General features: G+C 58.9%; 22 protein-coding genes. 10 read left to right on the top strand and 12 right to left on the bottom strand.

The genetic code is table 11. The annotated features are described in order from the left end of the window. Positions 1-63 precede the first annotated feature (63 nt). Positions 64-783 carry a response regulator transcription factor gene (locus MRBLMR1_RS28390; protein ID WP_112511969.1) on the bottom strand — a complete coding sequence of 240 codons (720 nt, stop codon included), beginning with the start codon at positions 781-783 and terminating at the stop codon, positions 64-66. 353 nt (positions 784-1136) lie between these two features. Between MRBLMR1_RS28390 and MRBLMR1_RS28385 the strand changes: the two genes are divergently transcribed. From MRBLMR1_RS28385 to MRBLMR1_RS28370, 4 genes are all read left to right on the top strand, one after another. Next, a complete protein-coding gene (locus MRBLMR1_RS28385) occupies positions 1137-2747 on the top strand; it encodes a phosphoenolpyruvate carboxykinase (RefSeq protein ID WP_148143845.1) in 1611 nt (536 codons plus the stop codon). 102 nt (positions 2748-2849) lie between these two features. Then, on the top strand, positions 2850-3284 hold the full coding sequence (arfB, locus tag MRBLMR1_RS28380; protein WP_148143846.1) for an alternative ribosome rescue aminoacyl-tRNA hydrolase ArfB: 435 nt from the start codon (positions 2850-2852) through the stop codon (positions 3282-3284). A gap of 14 nt (positions 3285-3298) precedes the next feature. Further along, the gene (locus tag MRBLMR1_RS28375) at positions 3299-3907 is read left to right on the top strand and encodes an alpha-ketoglutarate-dependent dioxygenase AlkB family protein (RefSeq protein ID WP_148143847.1); all 609 of its coding nucleotides are present in this window, start codon (positions 3299-3301) and stop codon (positions 3905-3907) included. Positions 3908-3945: 38 nt separating this feature from the next. Then, positions 3946-5148, top strand: a complete 1203-nt coding sequence (locus MRBLMR1_RS28370) for a glycosyltransferase family 87 protein (protein WP_148143848.1) — start codon at positions 3946-3948, stop codon at positions 5146-5148. Here MRBLMR1_RS28370 and coaA read toward each other — a convergent pair. From coaA to hisB, 7 genes are read right to left on the bottom strand one after another with little or no spacing between them, the layout of a single operon-like run. Beyond that, entirely contained in the window at positions 5135-6124 is a 990-nt protein-coding gene (coaA, locus tag MRBLMR1_RS28365) for a type I pantothenate kinase (RefSeq protein ID WP_148143849.1), read from the bottom strand. The two genes, MRBLMR1_RS28370 and coaA, sit on opposite strands and share 14 nt — an antisense overlap. Continuing rightward, positions 6121-6444 (bottom strand): phosphoribosyl-ATP diphosphatase, encoded by a 324-nt coding sequence (locus MRBLMR1_RS28360; RefSeq protein ID WP_148143850.1) that lies wholly within the window; start codon positions 6442-6444, stop codon positions 6121-6123. The genes coaA and MRBLMR1_RS28360 overlap by 4 nt, the downstream gene beginning before the upstream one ends. Before the next feature lie 24 nt (positions 6445-6468). Further along, positions 6469-7245: an imidazole glycerol phosphate synthase subunit HisF gene (gene hisF / locus MRBLMR1_RS28355; RefSeq protein ID WP_148143851.1), complete on the bottom strand. Its 777-nt coding sequence runs from the start codon at positions 7243-7245 to the stop codon at positions 6469-6471. Then, on the bottom strand, positions 7242-7985 hold the full coding sequence (hisA, locus tag MRBLMR1_RS28350; protein WP_148143852.1) for a 1-(5-phosphoribosyl)-5-[(5-phosphoribosylamino)methylideneamino]imidazole-4-carboxamide isomerase: 744 nt from the start codon (positions 7983-7985) through the stop codon (positions 7242-7244). The genes hisF and hisA overlap by 4 nt, the downstream gene beginning before the upstream one ends. A gap of 30 nt (positions 7986-8015) precedes the next feature. Next, positions 8016-8666, bottom strand: a complete 651-nt coding sequence (hisH, locus tag MRBLMR1_RS28345; RefSeq protein WP_148143853.1) for an imidazole glycerol phosphate synthase subunit HisH — start codon at positions 8664-8666, stop codon at positions 8016-8018. Further along, positions 8666-9145, bottom strand: coding sequence for a DUF2628 domain-containing protein (locus tag MRBLMR1_RS28340; protein ID WP_148143854.1), 480 nt, complete (start codon positions 9143-9145; stop codon positions 8666-8668). Before MRBLMR1_RS28340 ends, hisH begins: the two co-directional genes overlap by 1 nt. A gap of 19 nt (positions 9146-9164) precedes the next feature. After that, positions 9165-9773 carry an imidazoleglycerol-phosphate dehydratase HisB gene (gene hisB / locus MRBLMR1_RS28335; protein WP_148143875.1) on the bottom strand — a complete coding sequence of 203 codons (609 nt, stop codon included), beginning with the start codon at positions 9771-9773 and terminating at the stop codon, positions 9165-9167. Positions 9774-9998: 225 nt separating this feature from the next. On the opposite strand from hisB, the gene hslV reads away from it, so the two are divergent. From hslV to MRBLMR1_RS28310, 5 genes are all read left to right on the top strand, one after another. After that, positions 9999-10526 (top strand): ATP-dependent protease subunit HslV, encoded by a 528-nt coding sequence (gene hslV / locus MRBLMR1_RS28330; protein WP_148143855.1) that lies wholly within the window; start codon positions 9999-10001, stop codon positions 10524-10526. A 73-nt stretch (positions 10527-10599) separates the two neighbouring features. Next, positions 10600-11910 (top strand): ATP-dependent protease ATPase subunit HslU, encoded by a 1311-nt coding sequence (gene hslU, locus MRBLMR1_RS28325; protein ID WP_148143856.1) that lies wholly within the window; start codon positions 10600-10602, stop codon positions 11908-11910. 204 nt (positions 11911-12114) lie between these two features. Then, positions 12115-13050, top strand: coding sequence for a DUF1402 family protein (locus tag MRBLMR1_RS28320; protein WP_183686856.1), 936 nt, complete (start codon positions 12115-12117; stop codon positions 13048-13050). A 44-nt stretch (positions 13051-13094) separates the two neighbouring features. Continuing rightward, positions 13095-14492, top strand: a complete 1398-nt coding sequence (locus tag MRBLMR1_RS28315) for a cytochrome P450 (protein ID WP_148143857.1) — start codon at positions 13095-13097, stop codon at positions 14490-14492. A gap of 86 nt (positions 14493-14578) precedes the next feature. Next, complete coding sequence (locus MRBLMR1_RS28310) at positions 14579-16588, top strand: hydantoinase/oxoprolinase N-terminal domain-containing protein (RefSeq protein WP_500067055.1); 2010 nt, start codon at positions 14579-14581, stop codon at positions 16586-16588. A 163-nt stretch (positions 16589-16751) separates the two neighbouring features. On the opposite strand, the gene MRBLMR1_RS28305 is transcribed toward MRBLMR1_RS28310, so the two are convergent. After that, complete coding sequence (locus MRBLMR1_RS28305) at positions 16752-17423, bottom strand: L,D-transpeptidase (RefSeq protein ID WP_148143859.1); 672 nt, start codon at positions 17421-17423, stop codon at positions 16752-16754. Positions 17424-17610: 187 nt separating this feature from the next. Between MRBLMR1_RS28305 and MRBLMR1_RS28300 the strand changes: the two genes are divergently transcribed. After that, entirely contained in the window at positions 17611-18105 is a 495-nt protein-coding gene (locus MRBLMR1_RS28300) for an MmcB family DNA repair protein (RefSeq protein WP_148143860.1), read from the top strand. A 69-nt stretch (positions 18106-18174) separates the two neighbouring features. On the opposite strand, the gene MRBLMR1_RS28295 is transcribed toward MRBLMR1_RS28300, so the two are convergent. From MRBLMR1_RS28295 to hrpB, 3 genes are all read right to left on the bottom strand, one after another. Continuing rightward, entirely contained in the window at positions 18175-18750 is a 576-nt protein-coding gene (locus MRBLMR1_RS28295; RefSeq protein ID WP_148143861.1) for an ActR/PrrA/RegA family redox response regulator transcription factor, read from the bottom strand. 63 nt (positions 18751-18813) lie between these two features. Next, positions 18814-20115 carry an ActS/PrrB/RegB family redox-sensitive histidine kinase gene (locus MRBLMR1_RS28290; protein ID WP_148143862.1) on the bottom strand — a complete coding sequence of 434 codons (1302 nt, stop codon included), beginning with the start codon at positions 20113-20115 and terminating at the stop codon, positions 18814-18816. 101 nt (positions 20116-20216) lie between these two features. Continuing rightward, on the bottom strand, positions 20217-22706 hold the full coding sequence (gene hrpB, locus MRBLMR1_RS28285; protein ID WP_148143863.1) for an ATP-dependent helicase HrpB: 2490 nt from the start codon (positions 22704-22706) through the stop codon (positions 20217-20219). Positions 22707-23071 lie beyond the last annotated feature (365 nt).

Genomic DNA, 23071 nt, shown 5'->3' with positions numbered 1-23071 from the left:
CACCGGGCCAGTCTATCGCTGACCCGGTCGTGGCTTCAAGTTAACCTGTTGTAACGCGACGCGTCAGGCTGCTTCGCGGAAGCGATAGCCGACACCGTAAAGCGTTTCGATCATGTCGAAATCCGTGTCAACCATCTTGAACTTCTTGCGCAGTCGCTTGATGTGGCTGTCGATCGTGCGGTCGTCGACATAGACCTGCTCGTCATAGGCTGCATCCATCAGCGCATCGCGGCTCTTCACAACGCCGGGGCGTTGGGCCAGCGAGTGCAGAATAAGAAACTCCGTGACAGTAAGCGTTACGGGCTCGCCTTTCCAGGTGCAGGTATGCCGCTCCTGGTCCATTGCCAGTTGCCCGCGCTCCAAAGTACGGGCGGCGATCTGGTCGGCCGTAGGCTTCATGCCCGGCGCCTGAAGATCACGGCTTCCGGCGCGGCGCAAAATGGCCTTCACCCGCTCCACCAGAAGGCGCTGCGAGAACGGCTTGGTGATGAAATCGTCGGCGCCCATCTTGAGACCAAACAATTCATCGATTTCCTCATCCTTCGAGGTGAGGAAGATAACCGGAAGGTCCGATTTCTGCCGCAGGCGGCGAAGAAGCTCCATGCCGTCCATGCGTGGCATCTTGATGTCGAAAATGGCAAGCTGCGGTGGGCGGGCGACCAGACCGTCCAGCGCCGATGCGCCGTCCGTATAAGTCTCGACCTTGTAGCCCTCCGCCTCGAGCGCGATCGACACCGAAGTCAGAATATTCCGGTCATCGTCTACGAGCGCGATTGTCTGCATACCGTCCATCTCCATTGCCATTTCGTGCGCATCTCCAGGTAATGACTTCTCGCCAACCCCTAGCCCTCGCCATGCGCTTCATGAGGAGAAAGGTGGAACAAATTGTGGCAAAGTTAAAGGGTGGCGATTTGCTTTCCTGTTCGATGGCGCGTCTCAATGCCTCAAAACTGCCTATTATCAAGCGCATTAAAACGTTCGGCTAACCGATTTAAAAAGAAATAAATTTCTTTAAATCGATTAAATAATTGATTTCGTTGATATATTCTATTGCTCTCGCTTGCCGTTTTGAAAAACAGCAACTAGGTTCACGCCTCAATACCAATCCCGTCAATTGTAACCTGAGGTGAGCGCGTATGGAGCAGCTTGGACTTTATAACCCGGCAAATGGCGTAGCAGCGATCGGCCTCGATAAGGTTTCTCGCGTCAACTACAACCTGTCTGAGGTCGAGCTTTACGAAGAAGCCATTCGCCGCGGCGAGGCCGATCTGACCGCCGATGGCGCGTTGCGCGCTGTCACTGGCCAGCACACCGGCCGCTCGCCGAAGGACAAGTTCGTCGTGCGCGATGCCGTGACCGAAGACAAGATCTGGTGGGATAATAACAAGCCCATGTCTCCGGAGCATTTTGCCGTTCTGAAGGCCGATATGCTCGCCCATGCAGCAGGCAGGGAGCTTTTCGTCCAGGACCTGATCGGCGGAGCCGATGCCGATAACGCGCTTCCCACGCGTGTCGTCACTGAGTACGCATGGCATGCGCTGTTCATCCGCAATCTTCTGATCCGCCCGAAGCGCGATACCCTCGGCTCCTTCGAACAGAAGCTGACCATAATCAACCTGCCGAGCTTCCGGGCTGATCCGGAGCGTCACGGTTGCCGTTCGGAGACCGTGATTGCCTGCGATCTCGCCAACGGCCTCGTCCTCATCGGCGGCACATCCTATGCCGGTGAGAACAAGAAGTCGGTATTCACTGTCCTCAACTACCTTTTGCCTGCCAAGGGCGTCATGCCCATGCATTGCTCGGCTAATGTCGGCGCCGAAGGGGATACCGCCGTGTTCTTCGGCCTTTCCGGCACCGGCAAGACGACGCTTTCTGCCGATCCGGCCCGCACGCTGATCGGCGATGACGAGCATGGCTGGGGCGAAAACGGAGTCTTCAACTTCGAAGGCGGCTGCTATGCCAAGGCGATCAAGCTTTCGGCCGAAGCCGAGCCTGAAATCTATGCCGCGACCCGCCGTTTCGGCACCGTGCTCGAAAATGTCGTGCTCGACGAGAACCGCGTGCCGAATTTCGACGACAATTCGCTGACGGAAAACACCCGCAGCGCCTATCCGCTGCATTTCATTCCGAACGCTTCGGAAACCGGCCTTGCGCCGCACCCGAAGACGATCATCATGCTGACGGCGGATGCCTTCGGCGTCATGCCGCCGATAGCCAGGCTGACGCCGGAACAGGCCATGTACCACTTCCTCTCCGGTTATACCGCCAAGGTCGCCGGTACGGAAAAGGGCGTAACCGAGCCGGAAGCGACCTTCTCCACCTGCTTCGGTGCTCCGTTCATGCCGCGTCATCCGGCCGAATACGGCAACCTGTTGAAGGAGTTGATCGCCAAGCACGGGGTCGATTGCTGGCTGGTCAATACCGGCTGGACCGGTGGCGCCTACGGCACCGGCCGCCGCATGCCGATCAAGGCCACCCGTGCGCTGCTGACGTCTGCCCTGAACGGCAGCCTGAAGAATGCCGAATTCCGCACCGACGCCAATTTCGGCTTCGCGGTTCCGGTTTCGGTCGATGGCGTCGAAACCGCGATCCTCGATCCGCGCTCGACCTGGGCCGACAGCCTTGCCTATGACAACCAAGCGGCAAAGCTGGTTTCGATGTTCATCAAGAACTTCGAAAAGTTCGAGGCTCACGTCGATGCCAAGGTCAAGGATGCCGCGCCTGGATTGCTGATCGCCGCCGAGTAAGCGCAAAACGTGTGATTCACGTGGAACCGTCGGTCGGGTAACACCTGACCGGCGGTTTTCTTTTGTCCACGTTTGTGGGAAAGATGCGCGCCGGAGAATATCATGGCCAGCAATCCCCTCATCATCAACAGCCGCATCACCATCGCCGCATGGGAACTGACCGAACAGTTCGTGCTGGCAGGCGGTCCCGGTGGCCAGAACGTCAACAAGGTCTCGACTGCCGTTCAGCTGTTCTTCGACCTCGTGAACTCTCCGTCGCTTCCGGATCGCGTGAAGACGAATGCCTTGAAGCTTGCCGGGAAACGGGTGTCGAAGGATGGCGTGTTGATGATAGAGGCAAGCCGCTCCCGTAGTCAGGAGCGTAACCGCGAAGATGCACGCGAAAGGCTGAAGGAACTGATCCTCGAAGCCGCCAAGCCGCCGCCGCCCGTCCGCAAGGCGACGAAACCGACGAAGGGTTCGGTGGAACGACGGCTGAAGGCGAAATCCGGCCGTTCGGATGTGAAGAAAATGCGCGGCAAGCCAACTGGCGACTGAACAGGGAGACGGATATGGCGACCTTGCTGAACGGAATTCGCCATCTGCCTGGCTATCTGGATCGTCCCGCACAGGAAAATCTGGTCGAGATCATCCGCCGGATCGTTACCGAAGCACCCCTTTATACGCCTGCCATGCCCGGTACCGGCAAGCCGATGTCGGTCAGGATGACCAATTGCGGGCAGCTAGGCTGGGTGACGGACAAGGAGCGCGGTTATCGATATCAACCCACCCACCCCCAGACGGGAAGACCCTGGCCAGCCATTCCTCCTGAATTGATGGCGTTATGGCAGAAACTGGCCGGATATTCGAAACCGCCCGAAGCCTGTCTGGTGAATTTCTATACTGACGACGCGAAGATGGGCCTGCATCAGGACAAGGATGAAAACGAGCTTGCCGCGCCCGTTCTGTCGATTTCGCTCGGCAATAGCTGCCTCTTTCGCGTCGGCGGTCTGGAGCGGAAGGATCCGACCAGTTCCTTCAAGCTGCAGAGTGGCGATATCGTGCTGCTCGGCGGGGAGGGCAGGCTCGCCTTCCATGGCGTGGACCGCCTCTATCCGGGAACTTCTACGCTGCTGAAAAACGGCGGGCGGATCAATCTGACGTTAAGGCGAGTGACCTAGTTTGGACGCCGGGCAATACCGGCAAGGGTAAAGACGTTGTGCGCGACAGGCAGGATCTTCAGTTTGCGGCGGTGATCGCTGGTTGCGGCATTCTTGTCGGCTTCGTCTATCACCTTCAACTATGGACATTCCGCCCTGATGGCTACTCGGTTCTTTCCGAGCGGCTAGCCTATTGGGATTTTACCAATCTCTGGTCGGGAGGACGGCTCGCAACCGAAGGCCGGGTGGATGCCCTATTCGATGTCGAGGCCTATCGCTTGGCGCTGCGCGGATGGTTTGGCTCCGGCCTGCCGGATCAGGAGTGGAGTTATCCGCCGTCGATACTGTTGATCGGCGTTCCCCTGTCGCTTTTGCCATTGCCATTGGCCTACGGCATCTGGACGGTGGCAACATTGGCTTGCCTCTACCTAGCCGTGAAGAACCTGAGGCTTCCAGCCATTGTGACACTGGCGTTGCTTTTCTCGCCTGCCGCGGTGATGAACTCGATTTTCGGCCAGAACGGCGCTCTCACAGCTGCACTTCTCATCGGCACTTTGCTTCTCCTGCCCCACCGGCCCGTTTTGGCGGGCATTCTGGCCGGCCTGCTTACGATCAAGCCGCATCTCGGTTTGTTGTTGCCATTCTGTTTTCTGGCAGCAGGGCAATACCGGGCCATCATGGCGGCGATCCTCACCACGATCGTGCTCATCGTCCTGACGGGCCTGCTATTTGGTTTCGAGGTATGGACCGGCTTTTTCAAAGAGACCGGACCTCTCATGCGGAAAATCATGGAGGCGGACTATCCGCAACCCTATCACAAAAATGCCCTGACGGCCTTCATTCTGGGCCGATGGCTGGGGTTTGGTATCGCGGGGGCCTATTTTCTACAGGCTCTCGTAACCTTGTTGGCGATTATAGCCTCAGTTCGGATCTGGCGACCCGAGTTCATGATGGACAATCGCCTGCGCGCCCTTCTGACAGGCGTTCTGGCAATTCTCGCCACACCCTACGCATATTCCTACGATGCAATACCCTATTGCCTTGCCGTGGCCTGTTTTTTCCTCGCCGATCGGCGTTTGCCACGCTGGCCGATCGCGGTGGCGTATCTTTGGCCGCTTTTCCTGCATGTCCTCAATGGCCAGGGCATCGGCATAGGGATCTTGCCGCCGGCCGTTTTCGCAGGCGCGATGGTCAGACTGGCAATAGTGGACGACAGGTCGACAAGAAAACGCACGAATCTAGCGCTCTCTAAAGCTTCCTGAGCGAGACCGTCTCGATGAAATGATTGCGGCTCTTGCGCAGGATGATGTCGGCGCGGGGACGGGTTGGGATAATGTTCTGGCGAAGGTTTTTGAGGTTGATGTTTTCCCAAAGCCCTTCGGCGACGGCCAATGCCGCATCCGTGTCGATCGCCGCATATTTCTTGAAGAACGATGTCGGATCGCGGAAAGCGGTCTCGCGCAACTTCATGAAGCGCTGCACATACCACTGATGGATTTGCTCTTCGTCCGCATCGATATAGATCGAGAAGTCGAAGAAATCCGAAACGATCGGCACGATCTTGCCGTCCGCCGGCAGCGGCCGCGATTGCAGCACGTTGATGCCTTCGAAGATCAGGATATCGGGCCGGTCGACAAGCGTATGGGCGTCCGGCAGGACATCATAGGTCAGGTGCGAATATTGCGGTGCCCTGACATTCGGTTCACCAGCCTTGATCGCCGACAGAAACCGCAGGATCTGGCCGATATCGTAGCTTTCCGGAAACCCCTTGCGCTGCATCAGGCCTTCGCGTTGCAGAACGGCGTTCGGATAGAGAAAGCCGTCGGTGGTGATCAGATCCACCTTCGGGCTCGATGGCCAGCGCGCCAAAAGTTCCTTCAGCACGCGCGCCGTCGTCGATTTGCCGACGGCGACCGATCCGGCAATGCCGATGATGAAGGGTGTCTTCGAAACATCAGGCAGGCTCAAGAACCGGTTTCGCTGCCGGAACAGCTGCTGAGATGCCTCGACATGGGTCGACAGAAGGCGAGACAGCGACAGATAGATCTGCCGAACCTCATCGATATTGATCGGGTCGTCGAGCGAGCGCAGCCGTGCGATTTCATCGGACGTCAGCGTCAGCGGCGTATCGGCGCGAAACTTGGCCCACTCGTTCGCTGTAAAGTGATGATAGGGCGAATAAAACTCTGTCATCGGGCTGACTTCCGACACTTCGACGGGCTGCGGTGCGCTACTCATGACTTGGGCCGGCTCGCCTTTTCCTGCAGTCCGGATTGCGCGGTCCTGCGTTGAAGTTCGTCCAGCACATCCTGCAATGGAATCCCTGCGATATTCAATACGACTAACAGATGATAGAGCAGGTCGGCGCTTTCAGAGGTGAGGTCCTTTTTGTCCTGGGCAAGCGCGGCAATCACCGTCTCCACCGCCTCTTCGCCAAGCTTCTTGGCGGCTTTGGTCTGGCCTGCGGCAGCAAGCTTTGCGGTCCAGGATTCGTCCGGCGAAGCTTTCGCCCGCGCCGCGACGATCTTTTCGAGATCGCTGAGAGTGAATTCGCTCAAGTCTTTGTCCTCCGCTCCCGAAACTCAGTCGAGACGCATGGCGATGCCGTGATCGGCCATATAGCGCTTGGCCTCTCCGACCGTATAGGTGCCGAAGTGGAAAATCGATGCGGCGAGAACCGCCGTCGCATGACCTTGTTTGACGCCAGCCACGAGGTCGTCGAGATCGCCGACGCCGCCCGATGCGATCACCGGCACGCGCACCGAATCGGCGATCGCGCGGGTTAGTTCCAGATCGTATCCGACCTTGGTGCCGTCACGGTCCATCGAAGTGACCAGCAGCTCGCCGGCCCCGCGCTCGACCATGCGGCCAGCAAAATCGATCGCGTCGATCCCCGTCGGATTACGGCCGCCATGGGTAAAGATCTCCCAGCGGTTCGCTTCGCCCGCGGCCGAAACCTTTTTGGCATCGATCGACACGACGATGCACTGATTGCCGAACTTGTCGGCAGCCTCAGCGACGAAATCGGGATTGTTCACCGCCGCCGAGTTGATCGAAACCTTGTCGGCACCGGCCAGCAGCAGCTTGCGGATGTCGCCAACCGCGCGCACGCCACCGCCGACGGTCAGCGGCATGAAGCAATGATCAGCCGTGCGGGCCACGACATCGAAGATCGTCTCGCGATTGTCGGAAGAGGCGGTGATGTCGAGAAAGCAGAGCTCGTCCGCACCGGCCAGATCATAGGCCTTGGCCGCCTCCACCGGATCGCCGGCATCGACCAGATCGAGAAAGTTGACGCCCTTGACGACACGGCCGTCCTTCACGTCGAGGCAGGGGATGACGCGGGCTTTAAGGGTCATGCTGCACGACCTTTCGCGGCGCGGATTAGCGCCAGTGCTTCGGTGGGATCGATACGGCCGTCATAAAGCGCGCGACCGGAAATGGCACCTTCGAGGCGGGCCGCATCCGGCTCGAGCATCCGGCTGATATCGCTGAGAGAGGCAAGCCCGCCCGAAGCGATGACTGGAATAGAGACGGCATTGGCCAGTTCCAGCGTCGAAGCCCAGTTGATCCCGGCCAGAATGCCGTCGCGGTCGATATCGGTGTAGATGATCGCCGAAACGCCGGCGCCCTCGAATTTCTTCGCAAGCTCGATCACGCCGAGTTCGGAGGCTTCCGCCCAGCCTTCGACTGCGACCTTGCCGCCCTTGGCATCGATGCCGACGGCGACCTTGCCCGGAAACTGCTTGCAGGCCTCAATGACAAGCGCCGGATCGCGCACGGCGACCGTGCCGAGGATCACCCGCGCCAAACCTCGGGAAAGCCAGCTTTCGATATGATCGAGCGTGCGGATACCGCCGCCGAGCTGCACCGGGTTCTTCGTCGCCTTCAGGATAGCATCGACAGCAGCGCCATTGACGCTCTCGCCGGCAAATGCGCCGTTGAGATCGACCACATGCAGCCACTCGAACCCCTGGTCTTCAAAGGCTTTCGCCTGCGCTGCAGGGTCGGGATTGTAGACGGTCGCCTGCTCCATGTCGCCAAGCTTGAGGCGCACGCACTGGCCGTCCTTGAGGTCGATAGCCGGGAAAAGGATCATCTTCTTGGTCCTTGAATAGATGCGCGAACCTTAAGGCTTCCAGCGCAGAAAATTGGAAATCAGGGCGAGGCCGAGCTTCTGGCTCTTTTCCGGATGGAACTGCGAACCCGCCATGTTGTCGCGCCCGACGAATGCCGTCATTGCCCCGCCATACTCGATCGTGGCGATCACTTCGGCCGGATTGGTCGCGGCAAGGTGGTAGGAATGGACGAAATAGGCGTGCAGCCCGCCCCGTCCGGTCGGAATGCCATCAAACAGCGGGTGAGGCGCGGCAAGTTCCAGCGTATTCCAGCCGATCTGCGGGATTTTCAGCTCTGGATCGGACGGCGTCATCTCGACGACATCGCCCTTGATCCAGCCAAGCCCCTCGGTCGTGGTCTTTTCCAGCCCGCGCGACGACATCAGCTGCATGCCCACACAGATACCGAGAAAGGGGCGGGCCTTGGTTTCGACCGCTTCGATGAGCGCTTCGTTCATGCCCGAAACGGCCTTTAGACCGGCGCGGCAATCCGCATAGGCGCCGACACCCGGCAGCACGACGCGGTCGGCAGCGGCAACGATATCCGGCCTGTCGGTCAGCTCGATTGCAGCATCGATGCCGGCTTCGCGAGCCGCCCGTTCGAATGCCTTGGTGGCCGAGCGCAGGTTGCCCGAGCCGTAGTCTATGATTGCGACGCGCATCAGCGTCCTCCGTGATCGAAAAGTCCGAGAGCCGGACCCTGCCAGCCCGAAACGGGCGGCTGTTTTGTCTTGGCCCAGTCCGCGGAAGAGGGCAGGGGCTGCGTCTCTTTCTGCGGTAGGGCGGAAAAATAGATTTCTTCCGCGGTCTCCCTGTCCGTCGCGCCGATCACGCTTTCGAGCGTCCAGCCACGGCGGACAAGAGAGTTGGCGTAATGGTTGCGGCCCTCGAGCGCGACGAGGACATGTGTTGCAAAGCCGAGCAGCAATCCGCCAAGCCAGAAGCCCTGTGTGCCCATCAGCAAGGCTCCGGCGACCTGCAACACGAGCGCGAAAATTCCCGCAAGCCAAAGCCGATGCCAGATCAGCCAGATCCAGGAAAAGATGAGCGCCATCCAGGAAAACCCGTCGGGTACGAAAAGCGTCGAGCGGTGATCCCTGTCGGGACCATTCGGCGGTATCAGAACGAGATAGCTTCTCAAGGATGATCTCCCGGAAGCGTCAGGCAAGCGTTCCCTTGGTGGACGGAACGCGGTTGGCCTGTCGCGGATCGATTTCGGTCGCAACGCGCAGAACGCGCGCCACGGATTTGAAGCAGGTCTCGGCGATATGATGGTTGTTGGCGCCGTAATGGTTGAGGATATGCAACGTGATCCCGGCATTCTGGGCCAGCGCCTGGAAGAATTCGCGAACCAGTTCCGTATCGAACGTGCCGATCTTCGGTGCCGAAAACACGACGTTCCAGACGAGGAAGGGCCTGCCCGACACGTCGATCGCAGCCTTGGTCATCGTCTCGTCCATGGCAAGATCGAGCGAAGCATAACGGGTGATGCCGCGACGGTCGCCGAGCGCCTTGGAAATCGCCTGGCCGATCGCGATCCCCGTATCCTCGACCGTATGGTGATCGTCGATCTGCAGGTCACCCTTCACGTCGATTTCCATGTCGATGAGCGAATGTCGCGCCAGCTGGTCAAGCATATGGTCGAAAAAGCCCACGCCCGTCGAAATCTTGGCCACGCCGGTGCCGTCCAGATTGACGGAAACGGAAACGGAAGTTTCGTTGGTCTTGCGGGAAACGCTTCCCACGCGTGCGGCTGCGGTTTCGCCCATCAGGCTCTGCTCCATGCTTTTCTCGCCGCTCCTTATCAGCCGGAAGCTGAAATATCCAGCAAAAGCACGGGGCTTTGCGACACCTTGTCGATTGGAAGCTGCGAGATTGTATTCGTTCGTTGGTCACTTACATAGGTGTCAACACGATCCCGGCAAAGCCAGAGCGGTTTGGCGGGATTTCTTCGGTGCAAGAGCCCGCTTTTAAAGGGGCAGACAGGTGTATTGATGACAACGATTATTACAGTCAGAAAGGGCGGCAAGGTCGTCATGGCCGGTGACGGTCAGGTGAGCCTTGGCCAGACCGTGATGAAGGGCAACGCGCGCAAAGTGCGCCGCATCGGCAAGGGTGGCGATGTGATCGCCGGTTTCGCCGGCGCCACGGCAGATGCCTTCACCCTTCTCGACCGTCTTGAAAAGAAGCTCGAGCAATATCCCGGCCAGTTGATGCGCGCCGCCGTCGAACTCGCCAAGGACTGGCGCACCGACAAATATCTTCGCAATCTTGAAGCCATGATGCTGGTCGCCGACAAGTCCACGACGCTGGCGATTACCGGCAATGGTGATGTACTTGAACCGGAACACGGCGCGATCGCCATCGGTTCCGGTGGCAACTACGCCTTCGCCGCAGCCCGCGCCCTGATGGACAGCGAAAAGTCCGCTGAAGACGTGGCGCGTCAGGCACTCGATATCGCAGCCGATATCTGCGTCTATACCAACCACAATCTCATCGTCGAAACGCTCGACGCCGAATAATCATCCATTCCCACAAGGGTCCCGCGGACCGGGCCGCATTGGCCGGCCGCAACGGGAAAGCCGAGAGGATCACATGACCAATTTTTCTCCCCGCGAAATCGTTTCCGAACTCGACCGCCACATCATCGGCCAGCACGATGCCAAGCGCGCCGTTGCAATTGCGCTGCGTAACCGCTGGCGTCGCCATCAGCTCGACGAGAGCCTGCGGGATGAGGTGATGCCGAAGAACATTTTGATGATCGGCCCGACCGGTGTCGGCAAGACGGAAATCTCCCGCCGCCTCGCTAAGCTCGCCGGCGCGCCCTTCATCAAGGTCGAGGCGACAAAATTCACCGAGGTCGGTTATGTCGGCCGCGACGTCGAACAGATCATCCGTGATCTTGTCGAGATCGGCATCGGCCTCGTGCGTGAAAAGAAGCGCACCGAGGTTCAAGCCAAGGCGCATCAGAGCGCTGAGGAACGCGTTCTTGATGCGCTTGTCGGCTCGACTGCATCGCCGGCAACCCGCGACAGCTTCCGGAAGAAGCTCCGCGCCGGTGAGCTGGACGACAAGGAAATCGAGGTCGAAGTGGCTGATAGCGGCTCAGGCATGCCCGGTGGTTTCGAAATCCCCGGCATGCCCGGCGCCAATATCGGTGTGCTGAACCTGTCGGAAATGTTCGGCAAGGCCATGGGCGGTCGCACCAAAAAGGTGAAGACGACTGTCGCGAAGTCGTATGGCGAACTTATCCGGGACGAATCCGACAAGCTGATCGACAACGAAGTCATTCAGCGTGAAGCTGTGCGTTCGGTTGAAAACGATGGCATCGTTTTCCTCGACGAGATCGACAAGATCGCTGCGCGCGACGGCGGCATGGGTGCCGGTGTTTCACGTGAAGGCGTGCAGCGCGACCTGCTTCCGTTGGTCGAAGGCACGACCGTTTCGACGAAATATGGACCGGTGAAGACCGACCATATCCTTTTCATCGCATCGGGCGCCTTTCACGTATCAAAACCCTCGGACCTACTGCCGGAACTTCAGGGTCGTCTGCCGATCCGCGTCGAGCTTCGTCCGCTGACCAAGGAAGATTTCCGCCGCATCCTGACGGAAACCGAGGCCAGTCTCATCCGCCAGTACAAGGCGCTGATGGGAACGGAAGACTTGGTCTTGGAATTCACCGACGATGCGATCGATGCTTTGGCGGACGTCGCGGTTCATCTGAACTCCACGGTCGAGAATATCGGTGCCCGCCGCCTGCAGACGGTGATGGAGCGCGTGCTGGATGAAATCTCCTTCACCGCTCCGGATCAGGGCGGCACGTCGGTGAAGATCGATGCCGAGTATGTCCGCAAGCATGTCGGCGATCTTGCGGCCGATACCGACCTGTCGCGCTACATTCTCTAATGCTCATGCGTGGCAACCGGGCAACGTTCGGTTGCCACGCATCTCTGCCTTGACGCCTTTTTGAACGTCTTTATCTCGACATTCCAATATGTCTTAACGTATGGGTGACGCGCTTTCGCGAAGACGCGAGCGGCTTGCCAGATCGACCTGTCACAGTTTCTGGAGCCGGCAGTGGCGCAGATAAACGCTGGGACACGGAAAATCTTGAAACGCACCCTTATTGCATTGCTGTTGACTGTCGCCTGGGCGGCTTCCTCGACCGGTCCGGTCATGGCCATGACCATCGTGCCGGAAGGCAATCGCAATGCCGTGCAGCCCAAGATCCCCGGCGCTTCCGTGCGCCGTACCCGCGCTGGCCGCACAACTTTCGACGACAAATACGACAAGATCCGTGAGCTTCTGGCAACCGACAAGGCGCTGATCGGCAAGATCAAGTCCACCGCAGCGGCCTATGGCATCGATCCGATCCACATGGTCGGCGCTATCGTCGGCGAGCATACCTATAATGTCGACGCCTATGACAGGCTGCAGAGCTATTACGTCAAGGCGGCAGCTTACGCAGGAAACGCTTTCCGTTTTGCCTATGACGGCGAAACCATCGCCGAATTCCTGACGCACCCGCAGTTTTCCGCCTGTGAAGACAAGTCCGGTTCCTACGCGCTGTGGAATTGCCGCGAAGGCATATGGGAAAAATCGTTCCGCGGCAAAAAGGTCGATGGAAAGTCTTATCCCGACAACCGTTTCAGCGCGGTCTTCTTCCAGCCCTTTTATGCCGGCCAGACCTTTGGTCTCGGCCAGGTCAATCCGCTGACGGCGATGATGTTGTCCGACATGGTGTCGCGCACGTCCGGTTATTCGAAGCTGGATGAAAACGACGCCGCGGAGGTCTATGAAGCGATCATGGATCCCGACAAGTCGCTCGCCTATATGGCGGCCAATATCCGTCGGTCGATCGATGATTACAAACAGATCGCCGATGTTGATATTTCCAAAAATCCCGGCATCACCTCGACGCTCTACAATACCGGCGGTTCGGCACAGCGTGCGGCGGCTCTGAAGGCTCGTGGCGGTCTGCCGGAAGAGAATTATTACGGCTGGCTCGTCAACGACAAGATCGCCGAGTTGAAATCGCTGCTCTAAGTCCTGATATTCGTCTGATCAGGAGCTGAAGAGGAGCGTTGCTTTTGGACATGCGCCCCGACCCTTTTGTGCCGCCGGCACCCGTGCCGCGCACCGTCCCGCCGTCCAGGCTGGAGATCATCCGCACGGTCATGCGCAACCCGCTGGAACTGTGGGGTGTGCCGTCCTATACGCTGCCGTGGATCAAGACGAAATTCTTCAAGGAACGCACGCTGATCGTCAACGATCCCGGGCTGATCCGCCATGTCCTCGTCGACAACGCCGCAAACTACGAAATGTCGGAAATCCGGCAACTGATCCTGCGGCCGATCCTGCGCGACGGATTGCTGACGGCGGAAGGCCCGGTGTGGAAACGCTCACGCAAGGCGATGGCGCCGGTTTTCACGCCACGGCATTCGCGCGGCTTTGCCGGCCAGATGCTGGCGAAGTCGGAAGAATATGCGGAGAAATATGCGACCGTCGGCACCGGCGGCGCAGTCCACGATATCTCCGTCGATATGACGGAACTGGCCTATTCCCTCCTGTCCGAAACGCTTTTCTCGGGCCAGATCGTCACCGAGAGCAACAATTTTTCTGATGACGTGGACAACCTGCTTCACCGCATGGGCCGCGTCGACCCGATGGATTTGTTGCGCGCGCCGCCCTGGGTGCCGCGCCTGACGCGCATCGGTGGCCGCAAGGTGCTCGAAAAATTCCGCAAGATCGTCGCCGACACGATGAGAGAGCGGCAGAAGCGCATGCGCGAGATGCCGGATGACGTCCCTGAGGATTTCTTGACGCTGCTCCTGCAACTCGAAGGGCCGAACGGCCTTTCGTTGGATGAGATCGAAGACAATATCCTCACCTTTATCGGTGCCGGCCATGAGACCACCGCTCGCGCGCTTGCCTGGACGCTCTATTGCGTCGCCCATTCACCGCACGTGCGCGAAGCGATGGAGAAGGAAATCGACCGGGTACTTGCCACCGGTGCGGAGCCGGTCGAGTGGCTGGAACTGATGCCCTGGGTGCGCGCCTCCTTTGAAGAGGCCCTGCGGCTTTATCCGCCGGCACCTTCGCTCAACCGCGCGGCCATCGCGGATGACAAATGGACGAGCCCGACAGGCGAGAGCATCGAGATTGAAGCGGGCGTCACCATCCTCGTCATGCCCTGGACGCTCCATCGTCATGAACTCTACTGGGAAAAGCCGCGCGCCTTCATGCCGGAACGTTTCCTGCCGGAAAACCGCGGCAAGATCGGCCGCTTCCAATATCTGCCCTTCGGTGCCGGCCCGCGCACCTGCATCGGCGCGACCTTCGCCATGCAGGAAGCGGTGATTGCGCTCGCCGTGCTGATGAAGCGTTACCGCTTCGATGCCCTGCCGGGTACAAAGATCTGGCCGGTGCAGAAACTGACAACCCAGCCGCAGGACGGCATGCCGATGCGGGTCAGCCTGAGGTCCTGACCGCGACAGGAGATGTCTTTGCCGGTCGACTGATCCTGCCGCCTCATGCTTTATTGATTGCTGCATAAGGGTTTGGGAATTCTTGCGTGGTTTCACCTCTTCTTCTCGGCATCGATACCGGCGGCACCTACACGGATGCGGTTCTTTTCCGCGAGGATGAGGGGGTGATCGCCAAGGCGAAATCGCTCACCACTCGGCATGATCTTTCCGAAGGAATCTCGGGTGCTGTCGAAGCGGTACTGGCAAGGAGTGGTATCCCGGCCGCGGAAATCGCGATGGTCTCGCTGTCCACGACGCTTGCGACCAATGCTTTGGTCGAAGGGCAGGGGGGTCGGGCAGCGCTTGTCATGATCGGCTTCGGCCCGGAAGATATCGCCCGAGGGGGGCTCTCGGAAGCGCTCGGTACCGATCCGGTGATCTTCCTGCCTGGCGGCCACGATGTCCACGGCAACGAAACGCCGTTAGAGATGACGATGCTGGAAGAGGCTCTCCCGACACTTGGCCCGAAGGTTTCGTCCTTCGCCGTAGCCGGATATTTTGCCGTCCGGAATCCGGCTCATGAAATCAGCGTTAGGGATCGGATCCGCGAACTGAGCCACAAGCCCGTCACCTGCAGCCACGAGCTTTCCTCGAAACTGGGTGGACCGCGGCGCGCCTTGACGACGCTGCTCAATGCCCGCCTGGTGTCTATCATCGACCGACTGATCGGTTCGACCGAAGATTTTCTCGAAAAATCCGGCATCCATGCGCCCCTCATGGTCGTGCGAGGCGACGGCGCGTTGATGTCCGCTGGCGAGGCACGGCTACGCCCGATCGAGACCATTCTCTCCGGTCCGGCGGCAAGCCTTGTGGGTGCTCGCTATCTCACCGGGCTGGATGAGGCAGTTGTGTCAGACATCGGTGGCACCACGACGGATGTCGCGATAATTCAGGGCGGCAAGCCGAAGCTTGCGCTTGATGGCGCAAATGTCGGCGGTCACAATACGATGGTGGAGGCCGTAGCCTTGCGCACTTTCGGCCTCGGCGGTGATTCGGAAGTTCATATCGATGACCGTGGGCTAGAGGCAAAAATCACGCTCGGTCCTCGACGTCTTCTGCCTCTCAGCCTTCTGGCGGCCACCTATGGCGATAGCGTTCTGTCGGCTATCGATATGCAGCTACGCGCCACCCATACTGGTCGCCACGATGGCCGTTTCGCCGTCCGGATCGCTTTGAACGAAGCCTTGGCTGGGATCCTTCAACCGCAGGAACAGGCGCTTCTTGCGCGGATCGGCTCGGCACCCGTGGCTTTGAATGCATTACTCACAATGAATTCCCAGAAATCGGTTCTCGACCGGCTTGTGGGCCGTGGGCTCGTATACTTGAGCGGCATCACACCATCTGACGCGCTGCATGTTCTTGGTCGCCAAGGCCAGTGGAATGCCGATGCCGCACGATTGGGGCTGCAGCTCGCAGCCCGGAAGAAGACCGGCGCGGGACGCGAGATCGCCACGTCACCAGAAGATTTGGCCGGCAAAATCGTCGCGAGGCTGACCCGGCAATCTTCCGAGATCTTGCTTTCGGCCTGCCTTGCGGAAGACGGTGCCGAATCAGTCAACCCATCGGTCTCGCTTGCGGTTGATCGGGCATTGAAGCGCGTACCGGGTATCGCCCGGTTTTCCATTTCGCTTGACCGTCCGCTTGTCGGTCTAGGCGCTTCGGCACCGGTCTATTATCCTGCAATTGCCGATATGCTTGGAGCCGAATCGATCATTCCTTCTGATGCGGATGTTGCCAACGCCATCGGCGCTGTCGTCGGCCATATAAGGGTTACGGCGACGGTCACCATCACTTCGCCGGAAGAAGGTGTCTATATTGTAACCGGTGCCGGTGAGACAACCACGATAATCGGGGAAGCGAGTGCGCTAGAAGCCGCTGAGGAGCGGGCAGTCATTGCAGCGCGGCGCAAGGCCGGACAGGAAGAGGCCCAGGGCATCCTGATTTCCATCGAAAAGGAGAATGTGGCACCGGAAGTTGAAGGCGGACGAAAACTCGTTGAAGCGCGCATCGTTGCCACTGCAACGGGCCGCCCGCGGATGGCACATCCACAATCCTGACCGAACCGCCGTGGGCTTTCCGCGCCTTGATACCCGTAATCTCGCAGGCAAAGCTACGGCACAGGAAAGGGTGACGGCCGGTAGATCTAGGCTCATGTCATCGCAGTAAAAAAGCCGCCGGGAATGTTCTCGGCGGCTTTTTGATTTCGGTATCCCGTCAGTCCTACTGGACCACGACGACTTTGGTTGCCTTGCCCGGACGCACCCGGCTGTAAAGGTCGATAACGTCCTGGTTCATCAGGCGAATGCAGCCGGATGAAGCCGCCGTGCCGATCGAGGCCCATTCCGGCGTGCCGTGCAGGCGAAACAGCGTGTCCTGGCCCTTTTCGTTGAACAGATACATGGCGCGTGCGCCAAGCGGGTTGTTCAGGCCTGGACCCATGCCGTTTTCGACGTATCTGGCGACATCCGGCTTGCGGGCTGCCATTTCTTTCGGCGGATGCCATGTCGGCCATTCCTGCTTCCAGGCAACATAGGCCGTGCCCGACCATGCAAAACCAGCCTTGCCGACGCCGATGCCATAGCGCACAGCTCGGCCGCCCGGCAGGATGTAATAGAGATGGCGTTCGCGGGTATTGACGATAACCGTACCCGGCTTTTCCGCAGTTTCGTAGTTCACGATCTGGCGGACGAACTCCTGCTTGACCCGGTTGATCGGAATGGCCGGCAGGGTATAGCCTGCATCGGTCACCGATCCGTAGGAATCGGTGAAGATCTGGGCCGTTTCGATGCGAACCGGTGCATCTGTCTGGGCTGTTTCGGACGTGGTCGAGCAGCCGGCCAGGGCGGCGGTTGCCAACAGGCCGAGTGCGAGCATGCTGTTGCGAAAGCGCATGGATATCTCTTGGTGAAACTATCGATTGAAATGGCGTCAAGCCGCCGTCGAAACCGTTATTTTCCATTCGATTGCGGTTGGCAAGTTGCGCAAGCGCTCAGCGCGTCGGCAGCAGTCGAATTGAAAAGCCCATTGTCTTTTTGCAACATTCACAATGCTGCCCACCTGTAATGGCTAAGGAACAGGCATGACGATATTGAATGTCGTGAACGACAACCCTTTGATCGATGGCCGTCAGTCGCCCCGCGCGATGATGGTCCGCAAGGGCGCTCAAATCCTGCTTCACGATATGAAGCATGCTGTTCTGCCCGAACTGGTCTTGCCGAATGGCAGAAGGGCCGACCTGATCACCGTATCCGATAAGGGAGAAATCTGGATTGTCGAGATAAAGACCTCGATCGAGGATTTCCGTATCGACCGCAAGTGGCCGGAATATCGGACTTATTGCGACCGGCTGATCTTTGCAACGCACAGGGATGTCCCGCTCGAAATTTTCCCTGAAGACTGCGGCCTGATGTTGTCGGATGGTTATGGGGCGCATCTCTTGCGTGACGCATCCCAACACAAGATTGCGCCGGCGACCCGCAAGGCGTTGATGCTCGATTTTTCGCGTACAGCGGCGCACCGCCTGATGATGGCGGAATGGTCTACCGGCAAGAGCTTCGACGACATAGAGACCTAGTCAAGGGCGTGGCCTGCCTCTCTGCCGCAATTACATAAGTCCCGCAGCCCGCAAGTCGCGGCGGGCGCCTTATTTAGGTGCCCGCTTTGCCAGGATGCGCTGCAAAGTGCGGCGATGCATGTTGAGGCGTCGTGCCGTTTCCGAAACGTTGCGTTCGCACATTTCGTAGACGCGCTGGATATGTTCCCAACGCACGCGATCTGCCGACATCGGATTTTCCGGCAGGTCAGCCTTTTCTCCGGGACGCTGCGTCAAGGCGTTGAACACATCATCCGCATCGGCAGGCTTGGAAAGATAGTCGACGGCACCAAGTTTGACCGCAGTGACGGCAGTCGCAATGTTTCCGTATCCGGTCAGTACGATGACGCGTGTATCCTGACGGAACTGCCTGATGGTTTCGATGACGTCGAGGCCGTTGCCGTCGCCCAGCCGAAGATCCACCACGGCGTATTTCGGTGCCCGCTGGCGCACTTTGGCAATACCTTCGGCGACTGTTTCCGCGGCCTCAACGGTAAAGCCTCGTGTTTCCATGGCCCGTGCTAGGCGACGCAGAAACGGTCCATCGTCGTCAACGATCAACAGTGAAGGGTCGGAACCAATAAAGTCCTCATTCTGAGGATTGGATTGCTGCAGTGTTGTTTCCATCTTCATTCTCCGGGATCGATGGACCCCAATTATCATATAGAACGCGATAAAATTGGAGCTAGATCAAATTGGCTTGTCCATAATTGATCTTGGCCATTCTATTCGAATGCGTGCACCGACCTGTCCGTCGCCGCGATTGCTGAAGCGGATCGATGCGCCGGATCGCTCCAGCAGGGTTTTGGCGATGAAGAGCCCCAAACCCAATCCGCCGGCATGCTCACTCCGCTCGCGCGTCCGGGATGTCATATAAGGCTCGCCGATACGCGAGAGGATAACGGCAGAATAGCCTGGACCATCGTCCTCGATCATGATCGCCACCCGCTGGTCATCGTATTCCACCGAGATGACCACCTCATTCTTGGCATAATCGACCGCATTTTCAATCAGATTGCCAAGCCCATAGAGAATTCCTGCGTTTCTCACGCCTATGGGTTCATGGCCACCGTCGGTTTTCTGCACCAGTCTGATGTCTATGTCGAACTGACGGTGCGGAGCGATCACCTCTTCCATCATCGACGATAAAGGCAGACGCCGCAAATGCTCCTCGCCCTCCGCTGGCAGTGAGGTCAAGCGTCGCAGGATATCGCGGCATCGCTCGCTCTGGCTGCGCAACAGTTGCACATCTTCCTTGAAGCGCTCGTCCTGCCCCAGCTCTCGCTCCATTTCCTTGGCGACGACGCTGATCGTTGCAAGCGGTGTTCCCAGTTCATGGGCCGCAGCAGCAGCCAGACCATCCAGCTGACCGAGATGTTTTTCCCGCTCCAGAATCATTTCCGTCGCCACCAGAGCGTCGGCAAGCAGGCTGGCCTCATGGGAAACGCGGTAAGCGTAGAAAGCCGCAAAAACCATCATCGAGGCGATCGAGAACCATACCCCGAGCTGCATGATCGGCTGGATACGCAAATGCTCTCCCTCATACCACGGGACCGGGTAAGGAGAGAGTGACAAAACCGTCGTGCACACAAGCGCGAAGACAAGCAGCACGAGCGAATGACACAATGGCTGTGATGCAAAGGCTATGATGACCGGCACGCAGATCAGCGGTGCAAAGGGATTGCCCAGCCCGCCAGTGATAAACAATAGCGCGCCCATTTGCAGAAGGTCGAAGCAGAGCAACGCAAGCGCTGATTTCGGTCCAAGCCGGTGGGTGGCCGGAAACCAAGCGGATAAAATGAGATTTGCGACCGCAAGGGCTGCGATCAATATGGTTGCCTGGGCGATAGGCATCGGAAAGTCGAGTACGCCCCAGATGATCAGGACCGTTATCGTCTGCCCCGCCACGGCCAGCCACCTCAGCCTGACGAGGGTTTGTAGGCGGATGCTGCGGCTTACATGGCCGATCTTGCCGTCCTGCGATGAAGTCATGTCTGTACTATGCAATATTGTTTCGGACATTGTTTATATGTGCCTTAAAGTGGTCAAACCTCTTAAAATCGACCCAGTATTTCATGGTACGTGACATCCTGTCACGTACCTTTGGGTTTTGCGCGGCTTGTCGGAGCGGCATCGACCGGATTTTCCGGCCATGGGTGTCTGGGATATCGGCCACGCATTTCCGCCCGAACATCTTTCCATGACCCGGACCAGAAGCCGGGCAGATCGCGTGTCGTCTGGATCGGCCTGTGTGCCGGCGATGTCAATTCAAGAAGCAGCGGCAGTTTGCCGTTCGCGATCGCGGGATGATTTTTCAATCCGAACAACTCCTGGACACGGATTGTCAGCACCGGTTCTGCGCCATCATACTGGATCGGATGGCGTTGGCCGGTCGGCGCCTCGAAATGGGTCGGCGCAAGCCGGTTCATAGTGTGCAGCAACTCGTGTGGTACCAGCGAACGCAACCCATCCGAAAGGCTCGCCGCCGATATCGAAGTAAGTGCGGACGCATGGCCTTGATAGGGTACGAACCATTCATCAAGGCGGGCTACAAGCGCATCGTCGCTGACATCCGGCCATGGCTCGCCAAGCGATCGATGAAGGAACCCCAGCCTTTCCCTGAATTGTAGGGTCTCCTTCGAAAACGGCAGGCTGTGCAATCCGAACTGCCGTACGCCGTCGGCCAGCGCCCGTGCCGCCTGTTCCCCGGTCGGTTTGGGTAAGGGTTTTTCGCTAAATACGATTGCTCCGAGCCGGGTGGTTTGGCGCGCACGAACCTGACGGCTGGCCGGGTCGAAAAAACATTCTTCTGCGGACCGGATTGCACCGCCCATCTCCGCTTCCACTTCGGAACGAGATATTTCCGCGGCGCTGAGAATGCGTGGCCGCGCAGCTTTCCCGCTCACGTCGGAAATCACCAACATGGAGGCCCCGGCAAGTCGCTCGGTTTCCGGCAGTTCCGCTCCTCGGCCGTTGGCCATGATGAACCGGCCCTTGCCGCCGCGCTGCAGCGCGATCCGGTCGGGATAGGCATGGAGAAGAAGCGGGCCTGCTGACCCGCTTGTCTGTTGTGCTGCTTTGTTTGGCAGACTGTCGGCTATCCGGCTGGCCAGACCTCGGCTGGCTTGCGCCCGCTCGCTGCGGTCGGCCCGGAACCGCCGCAGCCGTTCATCGAGATCGATATCGTTTCCTCCAAGTCCCTGTTCGGTCAGGAGAACGGCGAGATGGCTTGCCTCGAGCCCGCGTCCTTCCTCGTCCGCATTGATGACCATCGCCGCTAGCCGAGGCGGCAAGGCCAGCTGACGGATAAGATGACCTCTCGGCGTCAGCCGGCCGGTGTCGTCCAATGCGCCGAGAAGGACAAGCAGGCCTTTTGCCTCGGAAAGCGCAGGTCCGGGCGGTTGATCCAGAAAGGCGAGCGTTGTCGGATCAACCACGCCCCAATGAGCAAGGTCGAGCACGAGACCTGAGAGATCGCTCGCGAGTATTTGCGGCGGCGTGAAATCCGGCAGTGCAGCGGTCTGGCCCGCGTGCCAGAGCCTGATGGCGATACCCGGCATGGTTCGCCCGGCACGTCCGGCCCGCTGGTCGGCCGAAGCCTGTGATACCCGTACCGTCTCCAGCCGGGTCATTCCGGTGGAAGGCTCGAAGACCGGCAGACGCTGCAATCCGCTGTCGATGACGATCCGTACCCCGTCGATCGTGATAGATGTCTCTGCAATCGATGTGGCGAGCACGATCTTGCGCTTGCCAGGCGCTGCCGGCTTGATTGCCAGATCCTGCTCGTGTTGTGTCAGATTGCCATAAAGTGGCGCAATCGCGGTGTCTGCATCGAACCGGCCCTGCAGCCGCTCGGTTACCCTTCTGATTTCCGCCTGTCCCGGTAGAAAAGCAAGGATGGAGCCATCTTCGCCGCGATGTGCGCTTTCGATCGCGCGCGTGACTGCGTCCTCGACACGCTCCTGCTGGCTTCTTTCATTATAACGGATCTCGACCGGAAAACTCCGTCCATTGCTTTTGATCACCGGAGGGTCGTTCAGCAATGCCGCGATGCGATCCGTATCGAGGGTTGCCGACATTACGATTATACGCAGGTCTTCTCGAAGCGCCGACTGTGCGTCGAGCGCCAGCGCCAGTCCGAGATCGGCATCGAGCGAGCGTTCGTGGAATTCGTCGAAGATCACCGCGGAAACGCCGGCAAGTTCCGGATCGTCGAGGATCATTCGGGAAAATACTCCCTCCGTGACGACCTCGATCCGTGTCGCCTGCGAGATCCGCGTGTCGAGGCGCATTCTGTAACCGATCGTCTGCCCGACACTCTCTCCCTTGAGCGCCGCCATGCGCGAAGCGGCAGCTCGCGCCGCCAGCCGCCGCGGCTCAAGCAGGATGACCTTTCCCGTGCACCATGGCTCTTTAATCAGGGTAAGCGGCACTATGGTCGTTTTGCCTGCACCCGGTGGGGCGGAAAGGACTGCACAAGAGTTCTTGCGGAGCGCCACGGTTAGATCACCCAGCACCTCTATAATAGGGAGTGGCGCATGCGTGCTGCTATCAGATCTGTCCTCTCGGGGTTTCTTTTCCATATATATATGTGAGCTCTCGGTATTTTCGGGCGTCTAAAGACCCATCACGTCGGTGGCGTCCTGATGAGGTTCTGCAATGCCATAGCAGCGTGAAACGCACGAGTGAACAAGAGCGCCGTTTCGACTGCTGAAAATCTATGCATGCCCGCAATTTAAGCCATGAGCATCTGCTCGCATGGCATTGGAGAAAAATGACATTTTTTTAAAAATGGCTGTTGACTCAGTCGGGTCGTCGGATCTATAACCCGCTCACTGACGAGGGCGGCGGCGCTGCTAGCGACGAAGCTTCTCGTTCTAAAGAAAACCACTAAAGATTGGCATTTGCTGATTGGGACCGGGCTCCGGTTAGGTCTCGAAGAACTGAT

The sequence above is a fragment of the Neorhizobium sp. LMR1-1-1.1 genome (genome assembly GCF_040675795.1).
GTDB lineage: Bacteria > Pseudomonadota > Alphaproteobacteria > Rhizobiales > Rhizobiaceae > Neorhizobium > Neorhizobium cellulosilyticum.
Note: the sequence above shows the minus strand (reverse complement) of the source record. Positions and strands in the feature narration are given on the sequence as shown.

Excerpts from the sequence above, each read along its gene's own strand:
- hisB (WP_148143875.1), bottom strand. The coding sequence starts at position 9,773 with ATGGGCGAAACCGCAGCCGCACGCGTGGGAAGCGTTTCCCGCAAGACC.
- hisH (WP_148143853.1), bottom strand. The coding sequence starts at position 8,666 with ATGCGCGTCGCAATCATAGACTACGGCTCGGGCAACCTGCGCTCGGCC.
- hisA (WP_148143852.1), bottom strand. The coding sequence starts at position 7,985 with ATGATCCTTTTCCCGGCTATCGACCTCAAGGACGGCCAGTGCGTGCGC.
- MRBLMR1_RS28390 (WP_112511969.1), bottom strand. The coding sequence starts at position 783 with ATGCAGACAATCGCGCTCGTAGACGATGACCGGAATATTCTGACTTCG.
- arfB (WP_148143846.1), top strand. The coding sequence starts at position 2,850 with ATGGCCAGCAATCCCCTCATCATCAACAGCCGCATCACCATCGCCGCA.
- MRBLMR1_RS28305 (WP_148143859.1), bottom strand. The coding sequence starts at position 17,423 with ATGCGCTTTCGCAACAGCATGCTCGCACTCGGCCTGTTGGCAACCGCC.
- coaA (WP_148143849.1), bottom strand. The coding sequence starts at position 6,124 with ATGAGTAGCGCACCGCAGCCCGTCGAAGTGTCGGAAGTCAGCCCGATG.
- hslV (WP_148143855.1), top strand. The coding sequence starts at position 9,999 with ATGACAACGATTATTACAGTCAGAAAGGGCGGCAAGGTCGTCATGGCC.
- hslU (WP_148143856.1), top strand. The coding sequence starts at position 10,600 with ATGACCAATTTTTCTCCCCGCGAAATCGTTTCCGAACTCGACCGCCAC.
- MRBLMR1_RS28295 (WP_148143861.1), bottom strand. The coding sequence starts at position 18,750 with ATGGAAACAACACTGCAGCAATCCAATCCTCAGAATGAGGACTTTATT.
- MRBLMR1_RS28375 (WP_148143847.1), top strand. The coding sequence starts at position 3,299 with ATGGCGACCTTGCTGAACGGAATTCGCCATCTGCCTGGCTATCTGGAT.
- MRBLMR1_RS28385 (WP_148143845.1), top strand. The coding sequence starts at position 1,137 with ATGGAGCAGCTTGGACTTTATAACCCGGCAAATGGCGTAGCAGCGATC.
- hrpB (WP_148143863.1), bottom strand. The coding sequence starts at position 22,706 with ATGGAAAAGAAACCCCGAGAGGACAGATCTGATAGCAGCACGCATGCG.
- hisF (WP_148143851.1), bottom strand. The coding sequence starts at position 7,245 with ATGACCCTTAAAGCCCGCGTCATCCCCTGCCTCGACGTGAAGGACGGC.
- MRBLMR1_RS28300 (WP_148143860.1), top strand. The coding sequence starts at position 17,611 with ATGACGATATTGAATGTCGTGAACGACAACCCTTTGATCGATGGCCGT.
- MRBLMR1_RS28290 (WP_148143862.1), bottom strand. The coding sequence starts at position 20,115 with ATGACTTCATCGCAGGACGGCAAGATCGGCCATGTAAGCCGCAGCATC.